Annotated in this window: 18 protein-coding genes and 2 riboswitches; of the genes, 7 read left to right on the top strand and 11 right to left on the bottom strand. The window is 72.0% G+C overall.

Features of this window, described 5'->3' with window-relative positions; all coding sequences use genetic code 11:
* Positions 1-126: 126 nt before the first annotated feature.
* A riboswitch (cobalamin riboswitch) is annotated at positions 127-262 on the bottom strand.
* A 70-nt stretch (positions 263-332) separates the two neighbouring features.
* Positions 333-408: riboswitch (cobalamin riboswitch) on the top strand.
* Positions 409-529: 121 nt separating this feature from the next.
* Entirely contained in the window at positions 530-1,942 is a 1,413-nt protein-coding gene (locus ACIPPM_RS05705; protein WP_401443392.1) for a hypothetical protein, read from the top strand.
* A gap of 42 nt (positions 1,943-1,984) precedes the next feature.
* Here the strand turns inward: ACIPPM_RS05705 and ACIPPM_RS05700 are convergent, their stop codons facing one another.
* Positions 1,985-3,391: a short-chain fatty acyl-CoA regulator family protein gene (locus ACIPPM_RS05700; RefSeq protein ID WP_401443389.1), complete on the bottom strand. Its 1,407-nt coding sequence runs from the start codon at positions 3,389-3,391 to the stop codon at positions 1,985-1,987.
* 319 nt (positions 3,392-3,710) lie between these two features.
* On the opposite strand from ACIPPM_RS05700, the gene aceA reads away from it, so the two are divergent.
* Entirely contained in the window at positions 3,711-4,994 is a 1,284-nt protein-coding gene (gene aceA, locus ACIPPM_RS05695) for an isocitrate lyase (RefSeq protein WP_401443386.1), read from the top strand.
* Positions 4,995-5,086: 92 nt separating this feature from the next.
* A complete protein-coding gene (gene aceB / locus ACIPPM_RS05690; protein WP_401443384.1) occupies positions 5,087-6,688 on the top strand; it encodes a malate synthase A in 1,602 nt (533 codons plus the stop codon).
* A 116-nt stretch (positions 6,689-6,804) separates the two neighbouring features.
* Here aceB and ACIPPM_RS05685 read toward each other — a convergent pair whose 3' ends face one another.
* From ACIPPM_RS05685 to ACIPPM_RS05675, 3 genes are all read right to left on the bottom strand, one after another.
* Complete coding sequence (locus tag ACIPPM_RS05685) at positions 6,805-7,035, bottom strand: antitoxin (protein WP_401443382.1); 231 nt, start codon at positions 7,033-7,035, stop codon at positions 6,805-6,807.
* Between the two features lie 67 nt (positions 7,036-7,102).
* Positions 7,103-7,936 carry a maleylpyruvate isomerase family mycothiol-dependent enzyme gene (locus ACIPPM_RS05680; RefSeq protein ID WP_401443379.1) on the bottom strand — a complete coding sequence of 278 codons (834 nt, stop codon included), beginning with the start codon at positions 7,934-7,936 and terminating at the stop codon, positions 7,103-7,105.
* Positions 7,937-8,099: 163 nt separating this feature from the next.
* Positions 8,100-8,408: a hypothetical protein gene (locus tag ACIPPM_RS05675; RefSeq protein ID WP_401443377.1), complete on the bottom strand. Its 309-nt coding sequence runs from the start codon at positions 8,406-8,408 to the stop codon at positions 8,100-8,102.
* A gap of 187 nt (positions 8,409-8,595) precedes the next feature.
* Between ACIPPM_RS05675 and ACIPPM_RS05670 the strand changes: the two genes are divergently transcribed.
* The 3 genes from ACIPPM_RS05670 (at position 8,596) to ACIPPM_RS05660 (ending at position 10,460) form a co-directional block, all read left to right on the top strand.
* A complete protein-coding gene (locus tag ACIPPM_RS05670) occupies positions 8,596-9,012 on the top strand; it encodes an ATP-binding protein (protein ID WP_401443375.1) in 417 nt (138 codons plus the stop codon).
* Positions 9,013-9,168: 156 nt separating this feature from the next.
* Positions 9,169-9,738 carry a sigma-70 family RNA polymerase sigma factor gene (locus ACIPPM_RS05665; RefSeq protein WP_401443372.1) on the top strand — a complete coding sequence of 190 codons (570 nt, stop codon included), beginning with the start codon at positions 9,169-9,171 and terminating at the stop codon, positions 9,736-9,738.
* Positions 9,735-10,460 (top strand): anti-sigma factor domain-containing protein, encoded by a 726-nt coding sequence (locus tag ACIPPM_RS05660; protein WP_401443369.1) that lies wholly within the window; start codon positions 9,735-9,737, stop codon positions 10,458-10,460. Before ACIPPM_RS05665 ends, ACIPPM_RS05660 begins: the two co-directional genes overlap by 4 nt.
* Here ACIPPM_RS05660 and ACIPPM_RS05655 read toward each other — a convergent pair.
* The 6 genes from ACIPPM_RS05655 to ACIPPM_RS05630 all read right to left on the bottom strand — a co-directional run bounded on the left by ACIPPM_RS05655 (position 10,451) and on the right by ACIPPM_RS05630 (position 15,931).
* Entirely contained in the window at positions 10,451-10,636 is a 186-nt protein-coding gene (locus tag ACIPPM_RS05655; RefSeq protein ID WP_401443366.1) for a hypothetical protein, read from the bottom strand. The genes ACIPPM_RS05660 and ACIPPM_RS05655 overlap by 10 nt on opposite strands.
* A gap of 94 nt (positions 10,637-10,730) precedes the next feature.
* Positions 10,731-11,378 carry a fasciclin domain-containing protein gene (locus tag ACIPPM_RS05650; protein ID WP_401443363.1) on the bottom strand — a complete coding sequence of 216 codons (648 nt, stop codon included), beginning with the start codon at positions 11,376-11,378 and terminating at the stop codon, positions 10,731-10,733.
* 81 nt (positions 11,379-11,459) lie between these two features.
* Positions 11,460-13,049: a molybdopterin-dependent oxidoreductase gene (locus ACIPPM_RS05645; RefSeq protein WP_401443360.1), complete on the bottom strand. Its 1,590-nt coding sequence runs from the start codon at positions 13,047-13,049 to the stop codon at positions 11,460-11,462.
* Between the two features lie 106 nt (positions 13,050-13,155).
* Positions 13,156-14,232, bottom strand: coding sequence for an NAD-dependent epimerase/dehydratase family protein (locus ACIPPM_RS05640; protein ID WP_401443357.1), 1,077 nt, complete (start codon positions 14,230-14,232; stop codon positions 13,156-13,158).
* 48 nt (positions 14,233-14,280) lie between these two features.
* Positions 14,281-15,240, bottom strand: a complete 960-nt coding sequence (locus ACIPPM_RS05635) for an NAD(P)H-quinone oxidoreductase (protein WP_401443354.1) — start codon at positions 15,238-15,240, stop codon at positions 14,281-14,283.
* A gap of 106 nt (positions 15,241-15,346) precedes the next feature.
* Positions 15,347-15,931: a TetR/AcrR family transcriptional regulator gene (locus ACIPPM_RS05630; RefSeq protein ID WP_401443352.1), complete on the bottom strand. Its 585-nt coding sequence runs from the start codon at positions 15,929-15,931 to the stop codon at positions 15,347-15,349.
* Between the two features lie 96 nt (positions 15,932-16,027).
* On the opposite strand from ACIPPM_RS05630, the gene ACIPPM_RS05625 reads away from it, so the two are divergent.
* A complete protein-coding gene (locus ACIPPM_RS05625; RefSeq protein WP_401443349.1) occupies positions 16,028-17,272 on the top strand; it encodes an NADH:flavin oxidoreductase/NADH oxidase family protein in 1,245 nt (414 codons plus the stop codon).
* A 56-nt stretch (positions 17,273-17,328) separates the two neighbouring features.
* On the opposite strand, the gene ACIPPM_RS05620 is transcribed toward ACIPPM_RS05625, so the two are convergent.
* Positions 17,329-18,927 (bottom strand): succinic semialdehyde dehydrogenase, encoded by a 1,599-nt coding sequence (locus tag ACIPPM_RS05620; RefSeq protein WP_401443346.1) that lies wholly within the window; start codon positions 18,925-18,927, stop codon positions 17,329-17,331.
* Positions 18,928-18,932: the final 5 nt, after the last annotated feature.

Here is an 18,932-nt window from a genome sequence, read left to right as displayed (position 1 = left end):
TCCTCACCACGGCCCCCTCGGTGTGTGGCCGAGGCGGGGGAACGAACACGTGGCGCACGCCCCTGGCCGGGGCGGTGAGCCGGGCGGCTGGGCGGGTCGCACCACGCCGTAGTCCGCGACGGCGTCTGTTGCTGTGGATCACGCTCCAGGCATTCCGGCTCGCCCGACGGATCGGGCCCACGGTTGCGGGTCAGCGCCGGAATTCGACCGGCTTCCCCTGGAACTGCGTTGCGTAGCAGGCGGATTGGAGCACGAGTTCACAGAACCCGTCAAGGCGGTGGCACTGTGGCGGGATCGGGCACGCGTCGGGTACTGTCCCGCCCTGCCGAGTGGGGGAACCCGGTGGGAGTCCGGGGCTGACGCGCAGCGGTGTGGGGGCGGATCGACCGTCCCCGAGCCCGAATGCCCAGACGGCACAGGTTGGTTGGAAGTCGGTCCACGCGTCCCGGACGGCGGCCATGTCCCGCCGCGTGCACCCGTCAGGGACCCGCTCGGGCCGGTCGGCGTCCCCCTATTCCTGGAGCACGCCATGCCCCGTCCCCTGTCCGTCCGTCGCGCCGCGTTCACCGCGGCCGCCGCATGCGGCGCCTTCGCGCTGACCGCGCTGCCCGCGGCGGCCACCGCCACCCCGGCCCAGATCGCGACCTCGAAGACCAACGGCGTCGCCTACCTCAAGTCGCTGCAAGCCGCGGACGGTTCGTACGCGGGCTCGGGCCTGTCCAACGAGTGGGCGTTCAGCGCCTTCGCCGCGGCCGGGACCGCCGCGGTGGACGTCACTCCCGGCGGCGACACGACCAAGAACGCGAGAACGGTCTACAGAAACCTGCTGGCCACCAGCACCTGGCCGTCCGCCTCCCCCGTGGTCACCGACTACGAGCGCGCCACCCTCAACGCCTACGCGGCCGGGATCGACCCCGCCCGTGTCTCCGCCTCCCGCAATCTGATCGCCGACGTCTACCGGTACTGGCAGACCGCCGAGCCCGGCTACTTCGGCCCGTCCGCCAACTTCAACGGGACCGTCTTCGCCGCCCTCGCCCTGGGCGGCGCGAGGACCACGTCCGCCCAGCCCCGCGTCCCCCAGGCGCTGCGCGACTCCCTGATCACCCGGATACGCGCCAACCAGCACGACGACGGCGGCTGGAACTACGGCAAGGCCGAGGGCGACCCCTCCCAGCTGGGCGCCACGAGCGACATCGACATGACCGGCGCCGCGATGGCCGCGCTGTGCGTCTCCGGCGTGCCGAACACGGACACGGACATCGCGCAGGCCAAGGCGTTCCTCAAGGGGAAGCTGGTCGCCAACACCGGTGCGTTCAACGCCATGTTCGGCGTCAACACCGACTCCAACGGCTGGGCCGTCTCCGGCCTCAACGCCTGCGGCATCAACCCCCAGACCGGCGACTTCCTCACCTCCAAGGGCAAGACACCGGTGGACTTCCTGATCAGCCAGCAGTTCAACCCCGGCGGCGGCTTCAAGTACCTGCCCAGCGACACGTCACCACAGGCGTACGCGTCCATCGACGGCCTGCGCGCGGTCGCCGGAGGCGGCTTCACCGCCACTCCCCCGGTGCCGGTCACCTCGGGCGCTTCGCAGTGGGTCGCGCAGGGGTCGCTGACCGCGGGGACGGCCACCTCGTTCGCCGTCACCGTGGACGACGGTGCCGGAAACCTGAAGGTCTGCTCGGTCGCCCTCACCCCGACCGGCACCACGACCACCCTCGGCGCGGTCCTCGACGCGGCGGCCGGTGCGGCGACCCCCTCCGGCTGTGCCGGCGGTGTGACGCCGTCGTCCGGCACGGGGCAGATCACCTCGCTCAACGGCAAGGCGAACAGTGGCTCCAACACGTGGAAGGTGAGCGTCGACGGTTCGTCGTTCGCCTCGGCCACCCGTGGCAAGAGCATCGCGGTGGGCGACACGATCGCCCTGCGCTGGGGGGCCTGAGCCCGACCGTGGGGCTCGCCGAATCCGGCGGGCCCCACGTCCTCAGCCCGTGTCCTCGGCCACGGGGTACGGGACGAACGTGCTCGCGTTCTGGTCGATCAGCAGCTCGCGCCCGAGCGGTGGGGCGGCCCGCTGGGGGCAGTCGAGGCGTTCACAGACCCGGCAGCCCATGCCGATGGGGGTGGCGGCGGAGCCGCTGGCGAGGTCCAGCCCGTCGGAGTAGACGAGCCGGTGGGCGTGCCGGATCTCGCAGCCCAGCCCGATGGCGAAGGTCTTGCCGGGTTCGCCCCAGCCGCCCCGGTGCCGGGTGAGTGCGCGGGCGGTCCACAAGTAACGCTGCCCGTCGGGCATTTCGGCGATCTGAACATGGATGCGGCCGGGCGCGGCGAACGCCTCGTACACGTTCCACAGCGGGCAGGTGCCGCCCGCGCGGGAGAAGTGGAACCCGGTGGCGGACTGCCGCTTGGACATGTTGCCCGCACGGTCGACCCGGACGAAGGAGAACGGCACCCCGCGCAGCCGGGGGCGCTGGAGGGTGCTGAGGCGGTGGCAGACGGTCTCGTAGCCGAGGCCGTAGCGGTCGGTGAGGCGCTCGATGTCGTAGCGCGCCTCCTCGGCCGCGGTGTGGAAGGCGCGGTACGGCAGGACCAGCGCGGCGGCGAAGTAGTGGGCGATGCCGATGCGGGCCAGGGCGTGGGCGGCGGTGCCGGGGGCGAAGTCCTCGGCGGCCAGCAGGTCGAGGGCGTCGCCGTGCTCAAGCAGGGCGAGCTGGGTGGCGAGGCGGAACGCGCGCTGGCCGGGGCGGAGCCGGGTGGAGAGGTGGAGGGTACGGGTCGGCTCGTCGTAGTGGTGCAGCCGGTCACCGGGGTCGCCGGTGAGGCGTACGCCGTGCTGGTCGGCGAGGCGGGCGGCGAGGGCGCGTTCGACCTCTCCGGGGCGGATGCCGATGCGTGCGGCGAGGTCTTCCGCCGCGAGGTCGGTGTCGTGGAGGTAGTTGCGGCGGCGGTAGAAGAAGTCGCGGATCTCCTCGTGCGGCGAGCGCGGCTGGTCGGGGTCCGGGGCGCGGCCGTCCGTGGCCCCGGTGAGGCGTTCCGCGAGCCGCTGGTTGCGGCGGCCCAGGCTGATCAGGGTCTCGGCCACGGCCGGGGTGCGCCCGGCGAGTTCGGCCAGTTCGGCGGCGGAGACGCGGCCCTCGGCCAGTTCTCCGGCCAGTGCCTCCCGGAGGTCCGCGACCAGGCGGGTGGTGTCGTGCTCGGAGAAGAACCCCGGATCGACGCCGAACACCTCGGTCAGTCTCAGCAGCACCGGCACGGTGAGCGGGCGGGAGTCGTGCTCCATCTGGTTGAGATAGCTGGGCGAGATGGCCAGCACCCGGGCCAGCTCCGCCTGGCTCATCCGGCGTTCCTCGCGCAGTCTGCGCAGCCGCGCCCCCGCGTACGTCTTGCCCACCTCGTGCGCTCCTCCCGCTCCGACCGCGCTCAGCCTAGGTGATCCATGGCCGCCCGAACCCTTCGCAACCTTGGCAGAAGACGGCTGGAAGATTCGCAGAAGTTGGCAATGATCCACGGTTGATGGCACTCAGTGCCAGTGTCAGAGTCGAAGTGCGGCCCGCCGGACACCGGCAATGTTGCTCACTCCGCCCCATGTCCACGGTGAGCCGCACCTTCTTGAGCGACACACAGTGCCACTCCCGCTCGTGACGATGGCGGGATTGGCGGACGGCACCGGGCAGACAGCACGGAACGGACCCGAGGAGACGGTGACAGTCATGGCAGAGGCGACGACACAGGCGGCCGGAGAACTCGCGCGGCGCTGGGCCACCGACCCCCGGTGGCAGGGCATCGAGCGCACCTTCACCGCCGAGGACGTGGTCCGGCTCTCCGGCAGCGTCCGCGAGGAGCACACGCTGGCCCGGCGCGGTGCCGAGCGGCTGTGGCGGCAGCTGCACGAGCTGGACTACGTCCACGCGCTCGGCGCGCTGACCGGCGGCCAGGCCGTGCAGCAGGTGAAGGCGGGGCTCCAGGCGATCTACCTGTCCGGCTGGCAGGTGGCCGCCGACGCCAACCAGGCGGGGCACACCTACCCGGACCAGAGCCTGTACCCGGCCAACTCCGTTCCCCAGGTGGTCCGTCGCATCAACAACGCGCTGCTGCGCGCCGACCAGATCGCCACCGCCGAGGGTGACGGCGACACCACGGACTGGCTGGCGCCGGTCGTCGCCGACGCGGAGGCCGGGTTCGGCGGACCGCTGAACGCGTTCGAGCTGACCAAGGCGATGATCGCGGCCGGTGCGGCGGGCATCCACTACGAGGACCAGCTCGCCTCGGAGAAGAAGTGCGGCCACCTCGGCGGCAAGGTGCTGGTCCCCACCTCCCAGCACATCCGCACCCTCAACGCGGCCCGCCTCGCGGCCGACATCGCGGACGTGCCGACCGTGATCGTGGCCCGTACCGACGCGCTCGCCGCCAACCTGCTGACCAGCGACGTCGACGAGCGCGACGCCGAGTTCACCACTGGCGAGCGCACGGCGGAGGGCTTCTACCGGGTGCGTAACGGAATGGGCCCGGTGATCGCCCGCGGGCTGGCCTACGCCCCGTACGCCGACCTCATCTGGGTGGAGACCGGCACCCCGGACCTGGCACAGGCCCGCGAGTTCGCCGAGGCGATGCACGCCGAGCACCCGGACCAGATGCTCGCCTACAACTGCTCGCCCTCCTTCAACTGGAAGGCGGCCCTGGACGACGACCAGATCGCCAAGTTCCAGCGCGAACTGGGCGCGATGGGCTACAAGTTCCAGTTCATCACGCTGGCGGGCTTCCACTCCCTCAACCACGGCATGTTCGACCTGGCCCGCGGCTACGCCGACCACGGCATGACCGCGTACGTCGACCTCCAGGAGAGGGAGTTCGCCGCCCAGGCGCACGGCTTCACCGCCGTCAGGCACCAACGCGAGGTCGGCACCGGCTACTTCGACCTGGTCTCCACGGCCGTCAACCCCACCTCCTCGACCACCGCGCTCTCCGGCTCCACGGAGGAGGAGCAGTTCCACTAGGGGGTGTCTTGTCGATCACGCCGGGCGGGGGTCCCGCACCCCCGCCCTTCCCTCGCAGGAACCTTCGCCGGAACCCTCGTAGGAGACCCAAGATGTCCACCCGTGAACTGACCCACCATGTCCGTGTCCTGGCTCCGTCGGCCGACCGGCACGAGGAGATCCTCACCCCCGCCGCCCTGGACTTCGTCGGCCGGCTGGCCGGAGAATTCGGGCCCCGGAGGCTGGAGTTGATGAAGGAGCGGAGGCGGCAGGCGCTTCGGCTGGCCGCCGGTGCCCCGCTCGACTTCCCGATGGTCACCTCGGCCGTCCGTGCCGACCCTGACTGGCGGGTGGCCCCGCCCGCGCCGGGGCTGACCGACCGCCGGGTGGAGATCACCGGCCCGCCGGAGCGCCGTATGGCGGTGAACGCCCTCAACTCCGGTGCCGACGTGTGGATGGCCGACTTCGAGGACGCCACCGCGCCCACCTGGGCCAATGTCGTCGGCGGCCAGCTCACCCTGCTCGACGCCATCGAGCGCCGTATCGACTTCACCACCGAGGGCGGCAGGGAGTACCGGCTCGGCGCCGACCCGGCCACCATCGTCGTGCGGCCCCGCGGCTGGCATCTGGACGAGGAGCACCTGGAGTTCGACGGCCGCCCGGTCCCGGCCGCCCTGGTCGACTTCGGCCTCTACTTCTTCCACTGCGCCCAGCGCCAGATCGACGCCGGATGCGGCCCGTACTTCTACCTGCCCAAGCTGGAGAACCGCTACGAGGCCCGGCTGTGGAACGACATCTTCGTCCGGGCGCAGGAGTTGCTGGACATCCCGCGCGGCACCGTCCGGGCCACCGTGCTCATCGAGACGATCACGGCCGCGTTCGAGATGGAGGAGATCCTCTACGAACTGCGCGAGCACGCGGCCGGGCTCAACGCGGGCCGCTGGGACTACCTGTTCAGCCTGATCAAGACCTTCGGCCACCGCACCGACTTCCTGCTCCCCGACCGCGCGAAGGTCACGATGACCGCGCCGTTCATGCGGGCGTACACCGAACTCCTGGTCCGCACCTGCCACAAGCGGGGCGCGTACGCCATCGGTGGCATGGCCGCCCAGGTTCCCGGCAACGGCCCGGAGGCCCGCGAGGCCGCGCTCGCCAAGGTGCGCCTGGACAAGGAGCGGGAGGCCGAGGACGGCTTCGACGGCTCCTGGGTGGCACACCCCGGCCTGGTGCCGGTCTGCCGGGAGGTCTTCGACGGGGTGCTGGGCGACCGGCCCCACCAGCTCGACCGTACGCGGGACGACGTGGCGGTGACGGCGGCCGACCTGCTGTCCGTGCGCCGGATCGGCGGGCCGCCCACGGAGGAGGGAGTGCGGACCAACATCGCGGTGGCGCTGCGCTACTTCGCCGCCTGGCTGCGCGGCCGGGGCGCGGTCGCGCTGTACGGCCTGATGGAGGACGCGGCCACCGCCGAGATCGCCCGGACGCAGGTCTGGCAGTGGCTGCGGCACCGGGTGGTCGACCGGGAGACGGTGCTGCGGCTGCTGGACGAGGAGACGGCCGCGCTCGGCGCCGAGTATCCGTTCGCACCGGTGGACGAGGTGCGGGCGCTGTTCGAGCGGACCGCGATGGCCATGGAGCTGCCGCTGTTCTTCACCCCCGACGCCTACACCCGCCACCTGGTGCGGTACGCGGACCGGGAGAACGGCCGGGCTTGAGGGAGCCCGGGCAGCGCGCGCACCGGTTGAGGGACCGGTGGGCGCGGACAGGGAGAGGGCGGGAGACGCGTGCCGCGTCTCCCGCCCTCGGTGTTCCCGTACCGGTCGCAGGCCGGTCAGCGCTCGGGCGTGCCCTCGGCCCCGGTAGTGCCGTGGGTTCCGGCGGCGCCCTCGCTGCCGTAGGAGCGGCGGATGGCGTCGGCGGCCTTGTCGGTCTGGGAGTCGTACTTGTTGCCCGTACGCTCGTCGATCAGGCGTTCGGCACTCTCCACGCCCTTGTCGGCCTGGTCGGGGTGACCCTTCGCCAGATCCTTGGCCTTGTTCGCCAGATCCCCGAACTTGCTCATGGGAAGCCTCCTGCGTTCAGTGCGTACGTCGTTCCCGGCAACGCCTACCCGCCGATTACGCCCTGAATCAGGGCGCTTTGAACAGTGTGGGGAACCTTGGTGCGAGCCAGGGCTTGCGGCCCCAGGCGAGTACGCCCCCGCGCGCCATGGCCTGCCAGGGACCGAGGCGGCCCAGCGCGATGAGGAGGAAGGTGACCGGCTCGGTGAGGATGGTGCAGTCGGAGCGCTCCGGCGGGCCGGGGAGCACCTCGACCGTGCCGTCGGTGAAGGTGACGCCGAACGTCTCGCCGCCCCGGACGCGCAGGGTGTAACGGGCCGTCAGCGTGGCGGGGGCGACGGCGACGCGCGGCATCGCCGTCTTCAGGAACGGCAGGCACAGCCCGACCCGCGCCGGGTCGATCATGTGCGGGCGGCCCACCCCGCGGGCGAGGTCCCAGCCGTGGCCCAGCATGTGGGTCAGCAGGTACGAGGCGAGCACGTCGTTGCCCATGGATCCCAGCGGGGTCAGTGACGTCCGGTCCGGTCCGGCCCGGCCCACCGCGTCCAGGAAGGCGTCGGCCTGCTCCACGATCATCACGGCCAGCGGTTCCGCCGCGCGCTCGGGGAACGCCGTGAGGCTCCGCGCGTTGGCCGCCGCGAGGCTCTGCGGTGTGCCGTCGCCGTAGGGGCGTTCCTGTCCGGCCGCGAGTTCGGCCATCAGCCCGTTGGCCAGGGCCAGATGGGCCGCCGTCTCACCGATGGTCCAGTCCAGCCCGGGTACGGGCGCGGTCGTGTCCGTCGCGCCGTCAAGGAGGTCGGCGATGGCCCCGGCCGTCTTCCGAATCGCCTGGCCGAGCCCCTCGGGCAGGGAATCCCTGGTGCCGCTCTCCGTTCCCCGCTCCACGCCGTCCGCTCTCCTCATGTCCGCGTGATCATGTACTCGTCGCGCGGTACGAAACCAGACCCGCCTGCTCAGGACAAGGGGCGCGGGGCTCCCGTCGTCCGCCCGCTCCTCGTGCGGGGTATGGGCGGTGGGACCAGCCCCCGCTCATGGGCCGGTCCCACCGCTCGCTCCGGTCACCGGATCAGTACCAGTAGCCGGAGTGCCAGCAGCCGTTTCCCCACCAGCCGTCGTGCCAGTGGTGGTGCCAACGGTGGTGCGAGTTGCCCCAGCCGTCGTGACCGTGGCGGTCGTGGCCGTACCGGTCGTGGTGGCCGTTGCTGTAGCCGTGGTGGCCCGACCCCCGGTCGCCGTGGTACTGGCTGTGCGAGGCAGGCGCCGACGTGGGTACGGACGCCGACGCGGTACCCGCCGTCCCGATGGCGGCGCCGCCCGCCAGCATCGCTCCGGCCGCCGCGAGGACAGCGGCCCTCTTCACACTGAGTGCGCGCATTGAGTACACCTCCCCTCAGGTCTCGAAGCATTCATGTCTGTGATTCGGAGCAGTGGATGCCATGGTTTGCCCCGCTTCGGGACTTTCTCCCCAGGGGCACCACGGCCGCCTGCCGGTCACCCATCCATGGCGCACTCCGTGACGAATTACGTAAAAGGCACCTGAAAGTCCACTGAAGGTGTTCGCCATGAAGCGCGATTCCTGCCGTCTCAGCTACGACTCCGCCGAACCCGCCGACGCGGTGCGCGACGATCTGCGCGACCACCTCGCCCGCTGGCAGGTGGCGGAGTTCGCGGACGACGCCGCCGTGGTGGTCAGCGAGCTGCTGGCCAACGCACTGCGCCACGGCCGGCCACCCGTGCGGGTCGCGTGCGCGCTGCGCCGCCGGTCCTCCGACCGGGCGGCCCTGCGCATCGAGGTGGCCGACGCGGGACCGAGCTTCGACACCACCCTGGTCCGGGCCCGCTGGCGGCATCCGTCCTTCACGCTCGAGGAGTCCGGCCGCGGTCTGTTCCTGGTCGACGCCCTGGCCAGCCGTTGGGGCGACGAGCCGACCCGGAACGGGCACACCGTCTGGGCCGTCCTCGGCGCCGCGGACGGATAGCAGCCCCTTGGCGGCCCCCGAGGCTCCGGGCACTCGAACGGACGGACTTCCGGGCGGCAGGGCGTCCAGCAGGCGCGGGATCGGCACCGGACACCCAGGCTGGTCGGGGAGGGCCCGGCCCCGGGCGACGCGAGGACGAGGGGAGGAGCGACACGGATGCACAGGGACAGGTCCGCCGCCGACCGCCGTCTCGACGGTTACCTGACGGCGACCGCACGCGGCAGCGAGGAGGCGTTCACCCTGCTGTACGACAGCCTGTCCGGTTCCGTGCGCGGTCTGGCCCTGCGCGTGGTGCGCGACGCCTCGCAGGCGGAGGAGGTCGCGCAGGAGGTGATGCTGGAGGTGTGGCGTACGGCGGCCCGTTTCCACCCCGAGCACGCGTCGGCCAAGTCGTGGGTGTTCGCCCTGGCGCACCACCGCGCGGTCGACCGGGTCCGCTCGGCGCAGGCCGCGTCCGACCGGGACCGCCGGGTGGCGCAGGGCAACAGCGAGCGCCCGTTCGACATGGTGGCCGAGCTGGTGCAGGACCGCGACGAGCGGCGCAGGCTGTACCGCTGCCTGGCCGCGCTGTGCGGGAACCTGCGGGTGCCACTGGTGCTGGCCTACTACGAGGGCCTGACGTACGAGGAGGTCGCCCGCGCCCTGAGCAAGCCGACCGGGACCGTGAAGACGCGGATGCGGACCGGGCTGCACCGGCTGCGGGAGTGTCTGGAGGCCGGCGAATGAACTCGGGACCCGGCGACCACGACGCTGTCGGCGCCTATGTACTCGATGCCCTGCCCCCCGGTGAGCGGGCGGCCTTCGAGAACCACCTCGCGGCTTGCGCGGCCTGCCGGGAGGAGGCCGCGCAGCTCATGGACGCGGTCGTCGGGCTCGCCGAGGCCACCGCGCTGCCCCCGGACGACGCGGCCCGCGCGCGCGTGCTGGCAGGCATCCGGAACACCCGGCAGGAGACCCCGCCCGCCCGGCCAGGCCACGGCCGACGGCTGCTCCCCTGGGCGCTCGCCGCCTGTCTCGCGGCAGCCGTCGCGGGCGGCTCGGTCGCCTGGTGGCAGCACGAGGAGGCGCGGGACGCCCGGCGCACGGCGCAGGAGCAGGAGCGGCGCACCGCCTCGCTCGCCGACGTGGTCACCGCCCCGGACGCCACCGTGCGCACCGGCGAGCTGAGCAACGGCGCCCGGGCGAGCGTGATCATGTCGCGACAGCAGCGCAAGGCGGCCTTCGTCGCCGCCGGGCTGCCCGCGCTCGGCGGGGGGAAGGTGTACCAGCTCTGGTACGCCGACAACGGCACCTTCCGCTCCGGTGGCCTGCTCTCCGGCGCGGGCGGCCGGCAGGGCCGGGTACTGCTGGGCCCCCTCGGCCGGGCGACGGCCGTCGGGATCACGGTGGAGCCCGCGGGAGGGTCGAAGCAGCCGACGGCCGCGCCGCTGGGGGTGGTTCAGTTCTGAGGCGCGCCGTCGCACCGAGCCGTACGGAGCCCGGAGATCCTGCCGAACAGGCGCCGCCTCAGGCCGACTTGGCGTGTGACGGCGATCCGGCGCAGGACGTCGTCACGCGAGGCCGGGTGGGGCGCCGACGGCGCGGCGCGGGGGCCCGTCGGGTCGTTCTCGTCGTTCGTGGTCATACGGTCCCCCTGTCGGTCCGTCGGTCTGTCGGTCCCGGTGAAGCGAACCCCGCCCAGGCCGTCGGCAGCCTGGGCGGGAGCATGTCCGTCCAGGTCAGCTCTTCGGCATCAGGACGGTGTCGACGATGTACACGTTGGCGTTGGCGGTCTTCACATTGCCGCAGACGACCTTCGAGGAGCCGTTCACGGTGTACGACTCGCCCATGCCGGAGGTCATGACCTTCGACTTCTCCAGCGTGTCGAAGGAGCCCTTCTCCAGGTCCTTCGGCGCGAGCTTCTGGCCGACGACGTGGTAGGTCAGGATCTTCGTCAGCTGGGCCTTGTCGGCCAGGACCTTGTCCAGGGTGGCCTTCGGGATCTTGTTGAAGGCGTCGTTGGTCGGCGCGAACACCGTGATGTTCTGGGCGTTGTTCAGGGTGTCGACCAGACCGGCCTTCTTCACCGCCGTGACCAGGGTGGACAGCGCCGGGTTGTTGGAGGCGGCGGTGGCGACCGGGTCCTTGGCCATGCCGTCGAAGGAACCGGCACCGTCCTTCGGCACCGAGGAACAGGCCGGGCCGAAGGGCTGGTCCATGGAGGTCATGCCCTCGCTGGCCGCCGGGGCCGACGCGGATGCCGACGGCTTGGAGTCGGACTTCGCGGAGTCGCTGTCGCTGTCGCTGCCGGAGCAGGCGCTGAGCGCGAGGGGCAGCATGACGGCGGCCGAGACGAGACCGGCGGTGCGACGAATGCGAGTGTTCATTGGTTTTTCTCCTGTTATGGAAGGCAGCAACGGGCTGCGTCTTGTGGGGTGTTGGTCAGGGGGCGGGGAGCCGGTCCGGGCTCACTCCGCGGTCACCACGACGGAGTGCCAGCCGCTGGCGCCGTCGGGGATGGTCCGGGCGCGCTTCTCCGTCTGCATGCTTCCGGTGCGGTCGGTGGCGCGCACGGTGAGGGTGTGGGACCCCTTGGTCGCCTGCCAGGGGAACGACCACTGGCGCCAGGTGTCACGGGTGTCCTCGGCGGCGAGGTGGGCCTCCTGCCAGGGGCCGTCGTCCACCCGGATCTCGACCTTGTCGATGCCCCGATGCTGGGCCCACGCGACACCCGCCACCATCACGGTCCCGGTCTTCGGCCGGGCGAACGGCTTGGGCGTGTCGATCCGGGACTGGGTCTTGATCGGCGCCTTCCTCGCCCAGCCGCGCTTGACCCAGTAGGGGTCGTAGGAGTCGAACGTGGTGAGTTCGATGTCCTTGATCCACTTGCAGGCGGAGACGTAGCCGTACAGGCCGGGGACGAGCATGCGCACCGGGAAGCCGTGCTCGAAGGGCAGCGGTTCGCCGTTCATGCCGACGGCGAGCATCGCGTCGCGGCCATCCATGATGTCCTCGACGGGGGTGCCGATGGTCATGCCGTCCACCGAGCGGGCGACCAACTGGTCGGCCGGTCCGCCGCGCGAGGGAGGCTTGACCCCGCATTCGGCGAGCAGGTCGGCCAGACGGACGCCTGTCCAGCGGGCGTTGCCGACGTACGGGCCGCCGACCTCGTTGGAGACGCACGTCAGGGTGATGTCGCGTTCGATCAGCCGTCGGCGCAGCAGGTCGTCGAAGGTGAACGTGGTCGGCCGGGTCACGCCCTTGCCGTGGACACGGAGTTGCCAGGTGGTGGCGTTCACCTTGGGTACCACCAGGGCGGTGTCGACGCGGTAGAAGTTCGTGTTGGGCGTGACGTAGGGGCTGATTCCGTCGATCCGCAGGGCGGTTCGCGCCGGTACCGGCCGCGCGGGCGAGCCCGGGCTGGGCAGGACGACCTGTTTGCGGGAGGCCACGGCGTCCCCCGCCCGGTTGCCGCTCAGCGTCCGGCCGACCCCGCCCACGACGGCGGACGCGGCGGCCGCGGAGGTGGCCGCGATGACGAAGCCACGCCGGTCCCAGGTGCCGGGTCCGCTGTCGGGGACCGGTACGGGGGTGATGAGGCGTCCGGCGAGGAAGTACAGGAGCAGCGCCCCGGCGATGGCCCCGACCAGGGACGGCAACGCGTCGGTGAAGCCACGGAAGTCCGGGCGGGTGAAGGCGGCCACCGCTCCGATGACCCCGAACAGCAGGACCCCGGCCGCTCCCACGACCCGGCGGCGTACCGCCAGCGCGCCCAGGCCCAGCGCGAGGAGCGCGAGGACCAGGAGGATGCCGAGCTGGAGCACCAGCTTGTCGTTGGTGCCGAAGTGACGGATCGCCCAGTCCTTGACGGCCGCCGGGGTCTGGTCGATGGAGGCTCCGCCGACCACGACCACCGGACTGGCCTGCGGACGGACGCCCGCCGCCACCAGCTCGGCCACCGCCAGGGCGGCGAACCCGGCCAGCGCGCCGCTCAGGGCCCCCAGCGCCGTCCGCACCGGGCCCGGTGATGTCCTGGGGTCCCTCTGTTCCTCGCTCACGGGGGGAATCCGGGGCCGGGAGGGGGGCCGGATTGGTGACTTCCTCAGATGGGATGAAGACGCATCTCACACCAATCCGGGGGCTGTTCGGCAACGGATCACCTGGTTAAGCGGTGCTCGCCCCTCCCCCCACGACCTGCCCGAACATCTCCTCCATCGACGCCTGCGCCGGGCGGTACCGCACACCCAGCTCCCGACGGCTCTTCGTGGTGTCCACGCGGAGGTCGTAGCCGATGTTCCGCCGCAGGAACCCGCGTTCGAGTCCCGCCGCCGGGGCGAGGGCCACCGCCACGGGCTTGGGGAGCTCACCGCGCGGCAGTGGGTACGTGCCGTAGACCGGCAGCAGGCGCCGGGCGAGGTCGACGATGTCGGTCGACTCCGCCACGAGGAGGTGGCGTCCCTCCGCCTCGGGCCGGAACGCGGCGGCCAGGTGGGCGTAGGCGACTTCGCGTACGTCCACGACGGTCAGCGCGACGCGCGGTGCGCCCAGCCGCATCCGGCCGCTCGCCATCTGCCGGGCGATGCTGAAACTCTCGCTGGTCGGCGCGGAGTTGAGGGCGGGGCCGATGACCAGACCCGGATTGACGGTGACCAGGCGCCAGCGGTCCTGCTCCTGCGCGATCCGCCATGCCTCCAGCTCCGCCAGGGTCTTGGAGTAGCTGTAGGGCTCGCGGGTCAGCGAGGAGGTCGTGTTCCAGCACTCCTCGGTCACGGTCCGGCCGGGGAGCGTGAGGATGTCCTTCGCGTCCCCGATCATCGCGGCGACCGAACTGGTCAGCACCACCCGCTCGACCCCGCCCACCTCGCCCGCGGTGCGGAGCACGTTCCGGGTGCCCTGGACGGCCGGGTCGACCAGGTCCCGCTGGGGGTCCCGTACGGACCGGACGAACGGGGAGGCGGTGTGCAGCACGGTCCGGCATCCGCGCATGGCCTCCGCGTACGAGCCCTCGCGCAGCAGGTCGGAGGCGAACAGGCGCAGCGTTCCGGGTGAGGCGTCGGCGGCGGCCAGCAGGTGGCCGACCTTCTTCGCGCTGCCCGGATCGCGGACGGCGGCGTGCACGGTGACCCCGGCGTCGAGCAGGGCCCGTACGATCCAGCCCGCGACGTAGCCCGTGGCACCGGTGACCAGGACCGGGGTGCTCGTGTCGACGGGCAGGTCACCTAGATCGACGTGGGTGTCCATGGGGTGCTCCCTCGCGCTGTTCGTTCACTGCTCGTCGGCTCTCGCTGACTACTCGTTGACCAGGAGGATCTTGCCGACGTGGCCGCCCGCCTCCATCAGCCGGTGGGCCTCGGCGGCCTCGGACATGGGCAGGCGCTGGTCGATCACGAGCCGCACGGCGCCGTTCTCGATCATCGGCCAGACCGCGTCCCGCACCTGGGCGATGATCTCGGCCTTCTGCTCCTTGGACCGCGTGCGCAGGGTCGTGCCGTGCACGGACAGGCGCTTGAAGACCAGCTCCGCCAGGTTGAGATTGGCCTCCAGGCCGTCCTGGAGGCCGATGAGCACCAGGCGTCCGTCGGGGGCGAGGGAGTGCACGTTGCGTTCGAGGTAGCTGCCGCCGACGACGTCCAGGATCACGTCGTAGGGGCCGTGTGCGGCGAAGTCCTCGGTGCGGTAGTCGATCGTGACGTCGGCGCCCAGCTCCCGTGCGCGGGCGGCCTTCTCGGGGCCGCCCGCCGTGGTGACGACGCGGGCTCCCAGCGCCTTGGCGATCTGGATGGCGAAGGTGCCGACGCCGCCCGCGCCACCGTGCACGAGGAGGGTCTCGCCCTTCTCGAGGTGGGCGGTCATGACGATGTTGGACCAGACGGTGGCCACCGCTTCGGGCAGACCCGCCGCCTCGACCAGGCCGATGCCCGCGGGCACGGGGAGCAGCTGCCCCTCCGGGACGGCGACCTTCTGCGCGTAGCCGCCTCCGGTGAGCAGCGCGCAGACCTCGTCGCCCACCTGCCAGCCGGTCACGCCCTCGCCGAGGGCACTGATCCGGCCCGAGACCTCGAGACCGGGGTACGGCGAGGTGCCCGGCTGGAGGGGGTACAGGCCGTAACGCTGCATGACGTCCGCGCGGTTGAGGGCGCTGGCGACGACGTCGACGACGACCTCACCGGGGGCGGGGGTCGGGTCCTCGACGTCCACCCACTCCAGGACCTCGGGACCGCCGGGCTCCTTGATCGACACTGCCTTCATGACGCTCCGTTCAGAGAAGTGCGGGCTGCCACACCCGTATGTTTACAGCACATACATTAGGCAGTAGGTGTGTGCACTGTCAACATGGCCCGGCGTGCGGCGGCTCCTACCGCGCCGCCGACGCGCTGAACAGCGCCTGCACCGACGCGCGGACCTGGGCGTCCACCACTTCCGGCGTCGCGGAGTCGAGCTTGCCGTCCAGGTGCAGGAAGGCCAGGCCGTGGACGAGTGCCCACACCGTGGTCGACAACGCGTCCGGGTCGACGCCGGGGAAGACGGCGCGCACGATGCCCCGGACGTACTCGGAGATGGCGGCGGTCGCCGCGACCCGCTCCTCGCTGTTCGGATCGCACGGCTCGGCGAACATCACCCGGAACATCGCGGGCCGGTCCAGCGCGAACCGCACGTACGCGACGGCGACGGAGGCCAGTTCGTCCGGGGTCCGGGGCTCGGAGTGGGCGGCGGCCAGGTGTTCGGCGAGTTCGCGGTACCCCTCGGCGGCCACGGCGGAGACCAGGGCGTCGCGGTCCGCGTAGTGGCGGTAGGGGGCCGTGGCCGAGACGCCCGCCCGGCGCGCCACCGCGCGCAGCGACAGCCCGGCGCTGCCGTCCTCCTCCAGCAGCTCCCGCGCGGCACGCAGGCAGGCCGCGCGCAGATCGCCGTGGTGATACGAGCTGCTCGCTTGCGGCATAGGTCACACTCCTTGAAGTTTACGGCGCTTACATAACTGCCCTAATGTGAACGCTGCACACATTGTAAGCGATGGAGATCGAGAGGGGAAAGCAGGATGACCAGCGAACTGTTCTCGCCGTTGTCCCTGCGCTCCGGGCAGGTACTGCGCAACCGGATCGCCAAGGCGGCCATGGAGGAGAACATGGCGGCCGACGGCCAGTTGCCCGGAGCCGAGTTGTACGGGCTGTACCGGCGCTGGGCCGAGGGCGGTGCCGGACTGCTCATCACGGGCAACGTCATGGTCCACGCCGAGGCGCTGACCGGTCCGGCCGGTGTCGTCCTCGACGAGGCCGCGCCGCTGGAGCCGTTCAGCGCGTGGGCGAAGGCCGGAAAGGCGGGCGGCGGGGCGATCTGGATGCAGATCAACCACCCCGGCCGCCAGATCGGCTCCGACATGCCCGGCGTCGTATGGGGCCCGTCCGCGGTCGGCGTCGACCTGGGCAAGCACAGCAGCCGCTTCGGCCGCCCGGTCGCCATGACCGCCCGGCAGATCGAGGAGACGGTCACCCGGTACGCGGTGACCGCCCAGCGCGCCGAGCGGGCGGGCTTCGACGGGGTCGAGGTGCACGCGGCGCACGGCTACCTGCTCTCGCAGTTCCTCTCCCCCCTGGTCAACAAGCGCACCGACCGGTGGGGCGGCTCGCTGGAGAACCGGGCCCGGATGCTGCTGGACGTGGTCCGCGCCGTACGGGCCGCCGTGTCGCCCTCCTTCGCGGTCGCGGTCAAGCTCAACTCCGCCGACTTCCAGCGTGGCGGCTTCGACGCGAACGACGCCCGCCAGGTGATCGAGATGCTCGCGCCGCTCGGGGTCGACCTGGTCGAGCTGTCCGGCGGCAGCTACGAGAGCCCCGCGATGTCCGGCCGCGCCGCCGACGCGCGTACGCAGGCCCGCGAGGCGTACTTCCTCGACCTGGCGAAGGACCTCGTCGGGTCCAGCCCGGTGCCGCTGATGCTGACCGGTGGCATCACCCGGCGCGAGACCGCCGAGCGCGTCCTCGACAGCGGGGTGGCGGTCATCGGCATGGGCACCGCCCTCGCCGTCACCCCGGACCTGCCGGAGCGCTGGCGCACCGGGGGTGAGGCCGAGCGGCAGCTCCGGCCGGTGACCTGGTCGGACAAGGCGCTCGCCTCGGCGGCGAGCATGGCGCAGGTCCGCCACCAGATGCGCCGGATAGCGCGCGGCAGCCGCCCGACGCCCGGCACCCATCCCGCCGTCGCCCTCCTCGCCGAACGCGGCAAGCAGCGTAAGGCGCTGCGCCGTTATCGCGCGTGGCTGGGCACGACGCGGGGCGCCGCGTAGCGCACACGGACAAGGCGGGGCGGCTCCGGTCGGAGCCGCCCCGCCTTGTCGTCGGTTCAGCGGGAACCGAACGCCTTCAGCACCTTCAGCGCGCCGGTCAGCAGGGCCGCCCAGGTCTCGGGCGGGATGCTCTTCGGCGGGGTGAACCCCTGGACGCGCTGGTGGGCGACGTTCTGGGCCTCGGTGTACTTGAGGATGCCCTCGGCGCCGTGGCGTCGGCCGAGGCCGGAGTCGCCCATGCCGCCCATCGGCGCGTCGACACTGCCCCACGCGGCGGCGAACGCCTCGTTGACGTTGACGGTGCCCGAGTGCAGCCGGGCCGCCACGGCCCGGCCCCGCGACGAACTCCGGGACCAGACGCTGGCGTTGAGGCCGTACGGCGTGGCGTTGGCCCGCGCGACCGCCTCGTCGTCGTCGCGTACGGGGTAGACCGCGACCACGGGACCGAACGTCTCGTGCTCGCACAGCGTCATGTCCGGGGTGACGTCGGCGAGGATCGTCGGCTCGTAGAACAGCGGCCCGAGATCCGGACGCGCCTTTCCGCCCGCGAGGACGCGCGCCCCCTTGGCCACGGCGTCGTCGACGTGCTCGGTGACGGTCTTGAGCTGGGCCTCGGTGGTGAGGCTGCCGACGTCCACGCTGAAGTCGTACGCGGCGCCCATCTCGAGGTTCCTGGTCCGTGCGACGAACGCGGCCACGAACTCGTCGTGGACCGACTCGGCCACGTACAGCCGCTCGATGGAGACGCAGAGCTGGCCCGCCGAGGGGAAGCACGCGGCGACGGCGCCGTCCGCGGCCTTCTCGATGTCGGCGTCGTCCAGGACCAGCATGGCGTTCTTGCCGCCGAGTTCGAGGGAGGCGCCGATGAGCCGCTCCCCCGCGTCCCGCGCGATCTTCCGGCCACTGGCGGTGGAGCCGGTGAACATCATGTAGTCGGCATTGTCCATCAGCGCGCCGCCGATGGAGCTGCCCCGCCCGACCACCATCTGCCAGACACCGGACGGCAGTCCGGCCTCCCGCATCAGCTCCAGCGACCACAGCGCGGTGAGCGCGGTCTGGGTGTCGGGCTTCTGGACGACGGCGTTGCCCGCCATCAGCGCCGCGATCGCGTCGCTGGCGGCCATGCTCAGCGGGTAGTTCCAGGGCGAGATGATCGACACCACGCCCTTGGGGTGGCGCAGTTCGGTGGTGTGGGTGAGCAACGGGATCGCACCCCGGCGGCGCTTGGGCGCGAGGTACCGGGCGCCGTTGCGGGCGTAGTAGCGGGACACGATGGCGATGTCCACGACTTCGAGGAAGGCGTCCCGGCGGGTCTTGCCGTTCTCGGCCTGCATCAGGTCCAGCGCCTCGTCCTGGCGGGCGAGGACCAGGTCGTGGAAGCGCAGCAGGATCTTCTTCCGCTCGCTCAGCGGCGTGGCGGCCCAGCCCCGCTGGGCGATACGGGCCCGTGCGAAGGCGTCCTCGACGTCGGCGGGCGTGGAGACCGGGAGGTCGGCCAGGGGTACGCCGGTGTAGGGGGCGTGGGTGGTCACGCGCGCCGCGTCGGGCGACGCGCTGACCAGGGTGGCGAGCCGTTCGGTCCGGGCGGGCGTCAGGGACGCGGGCAGTCCGGAGGAGCGGTTGGCGACGGCGGGGGTGGCGTGGTCGACGGTCATGGCGG

Origin of the sequence: Streptomyces sp. NPDC090119 (genome assembly GCF_044747085.1) — a bacterium.
Lineage (GTDB): Bacteria > Actinomycetota > Actinomycetes > Streptomycetales > Streptomycetaceae > Streptomyces.
The sequence above is the reverse complement of the archived record's forward strand: the minus strand, read 5'-3'. Positions and strand labels throughout refer to the sequence as shown.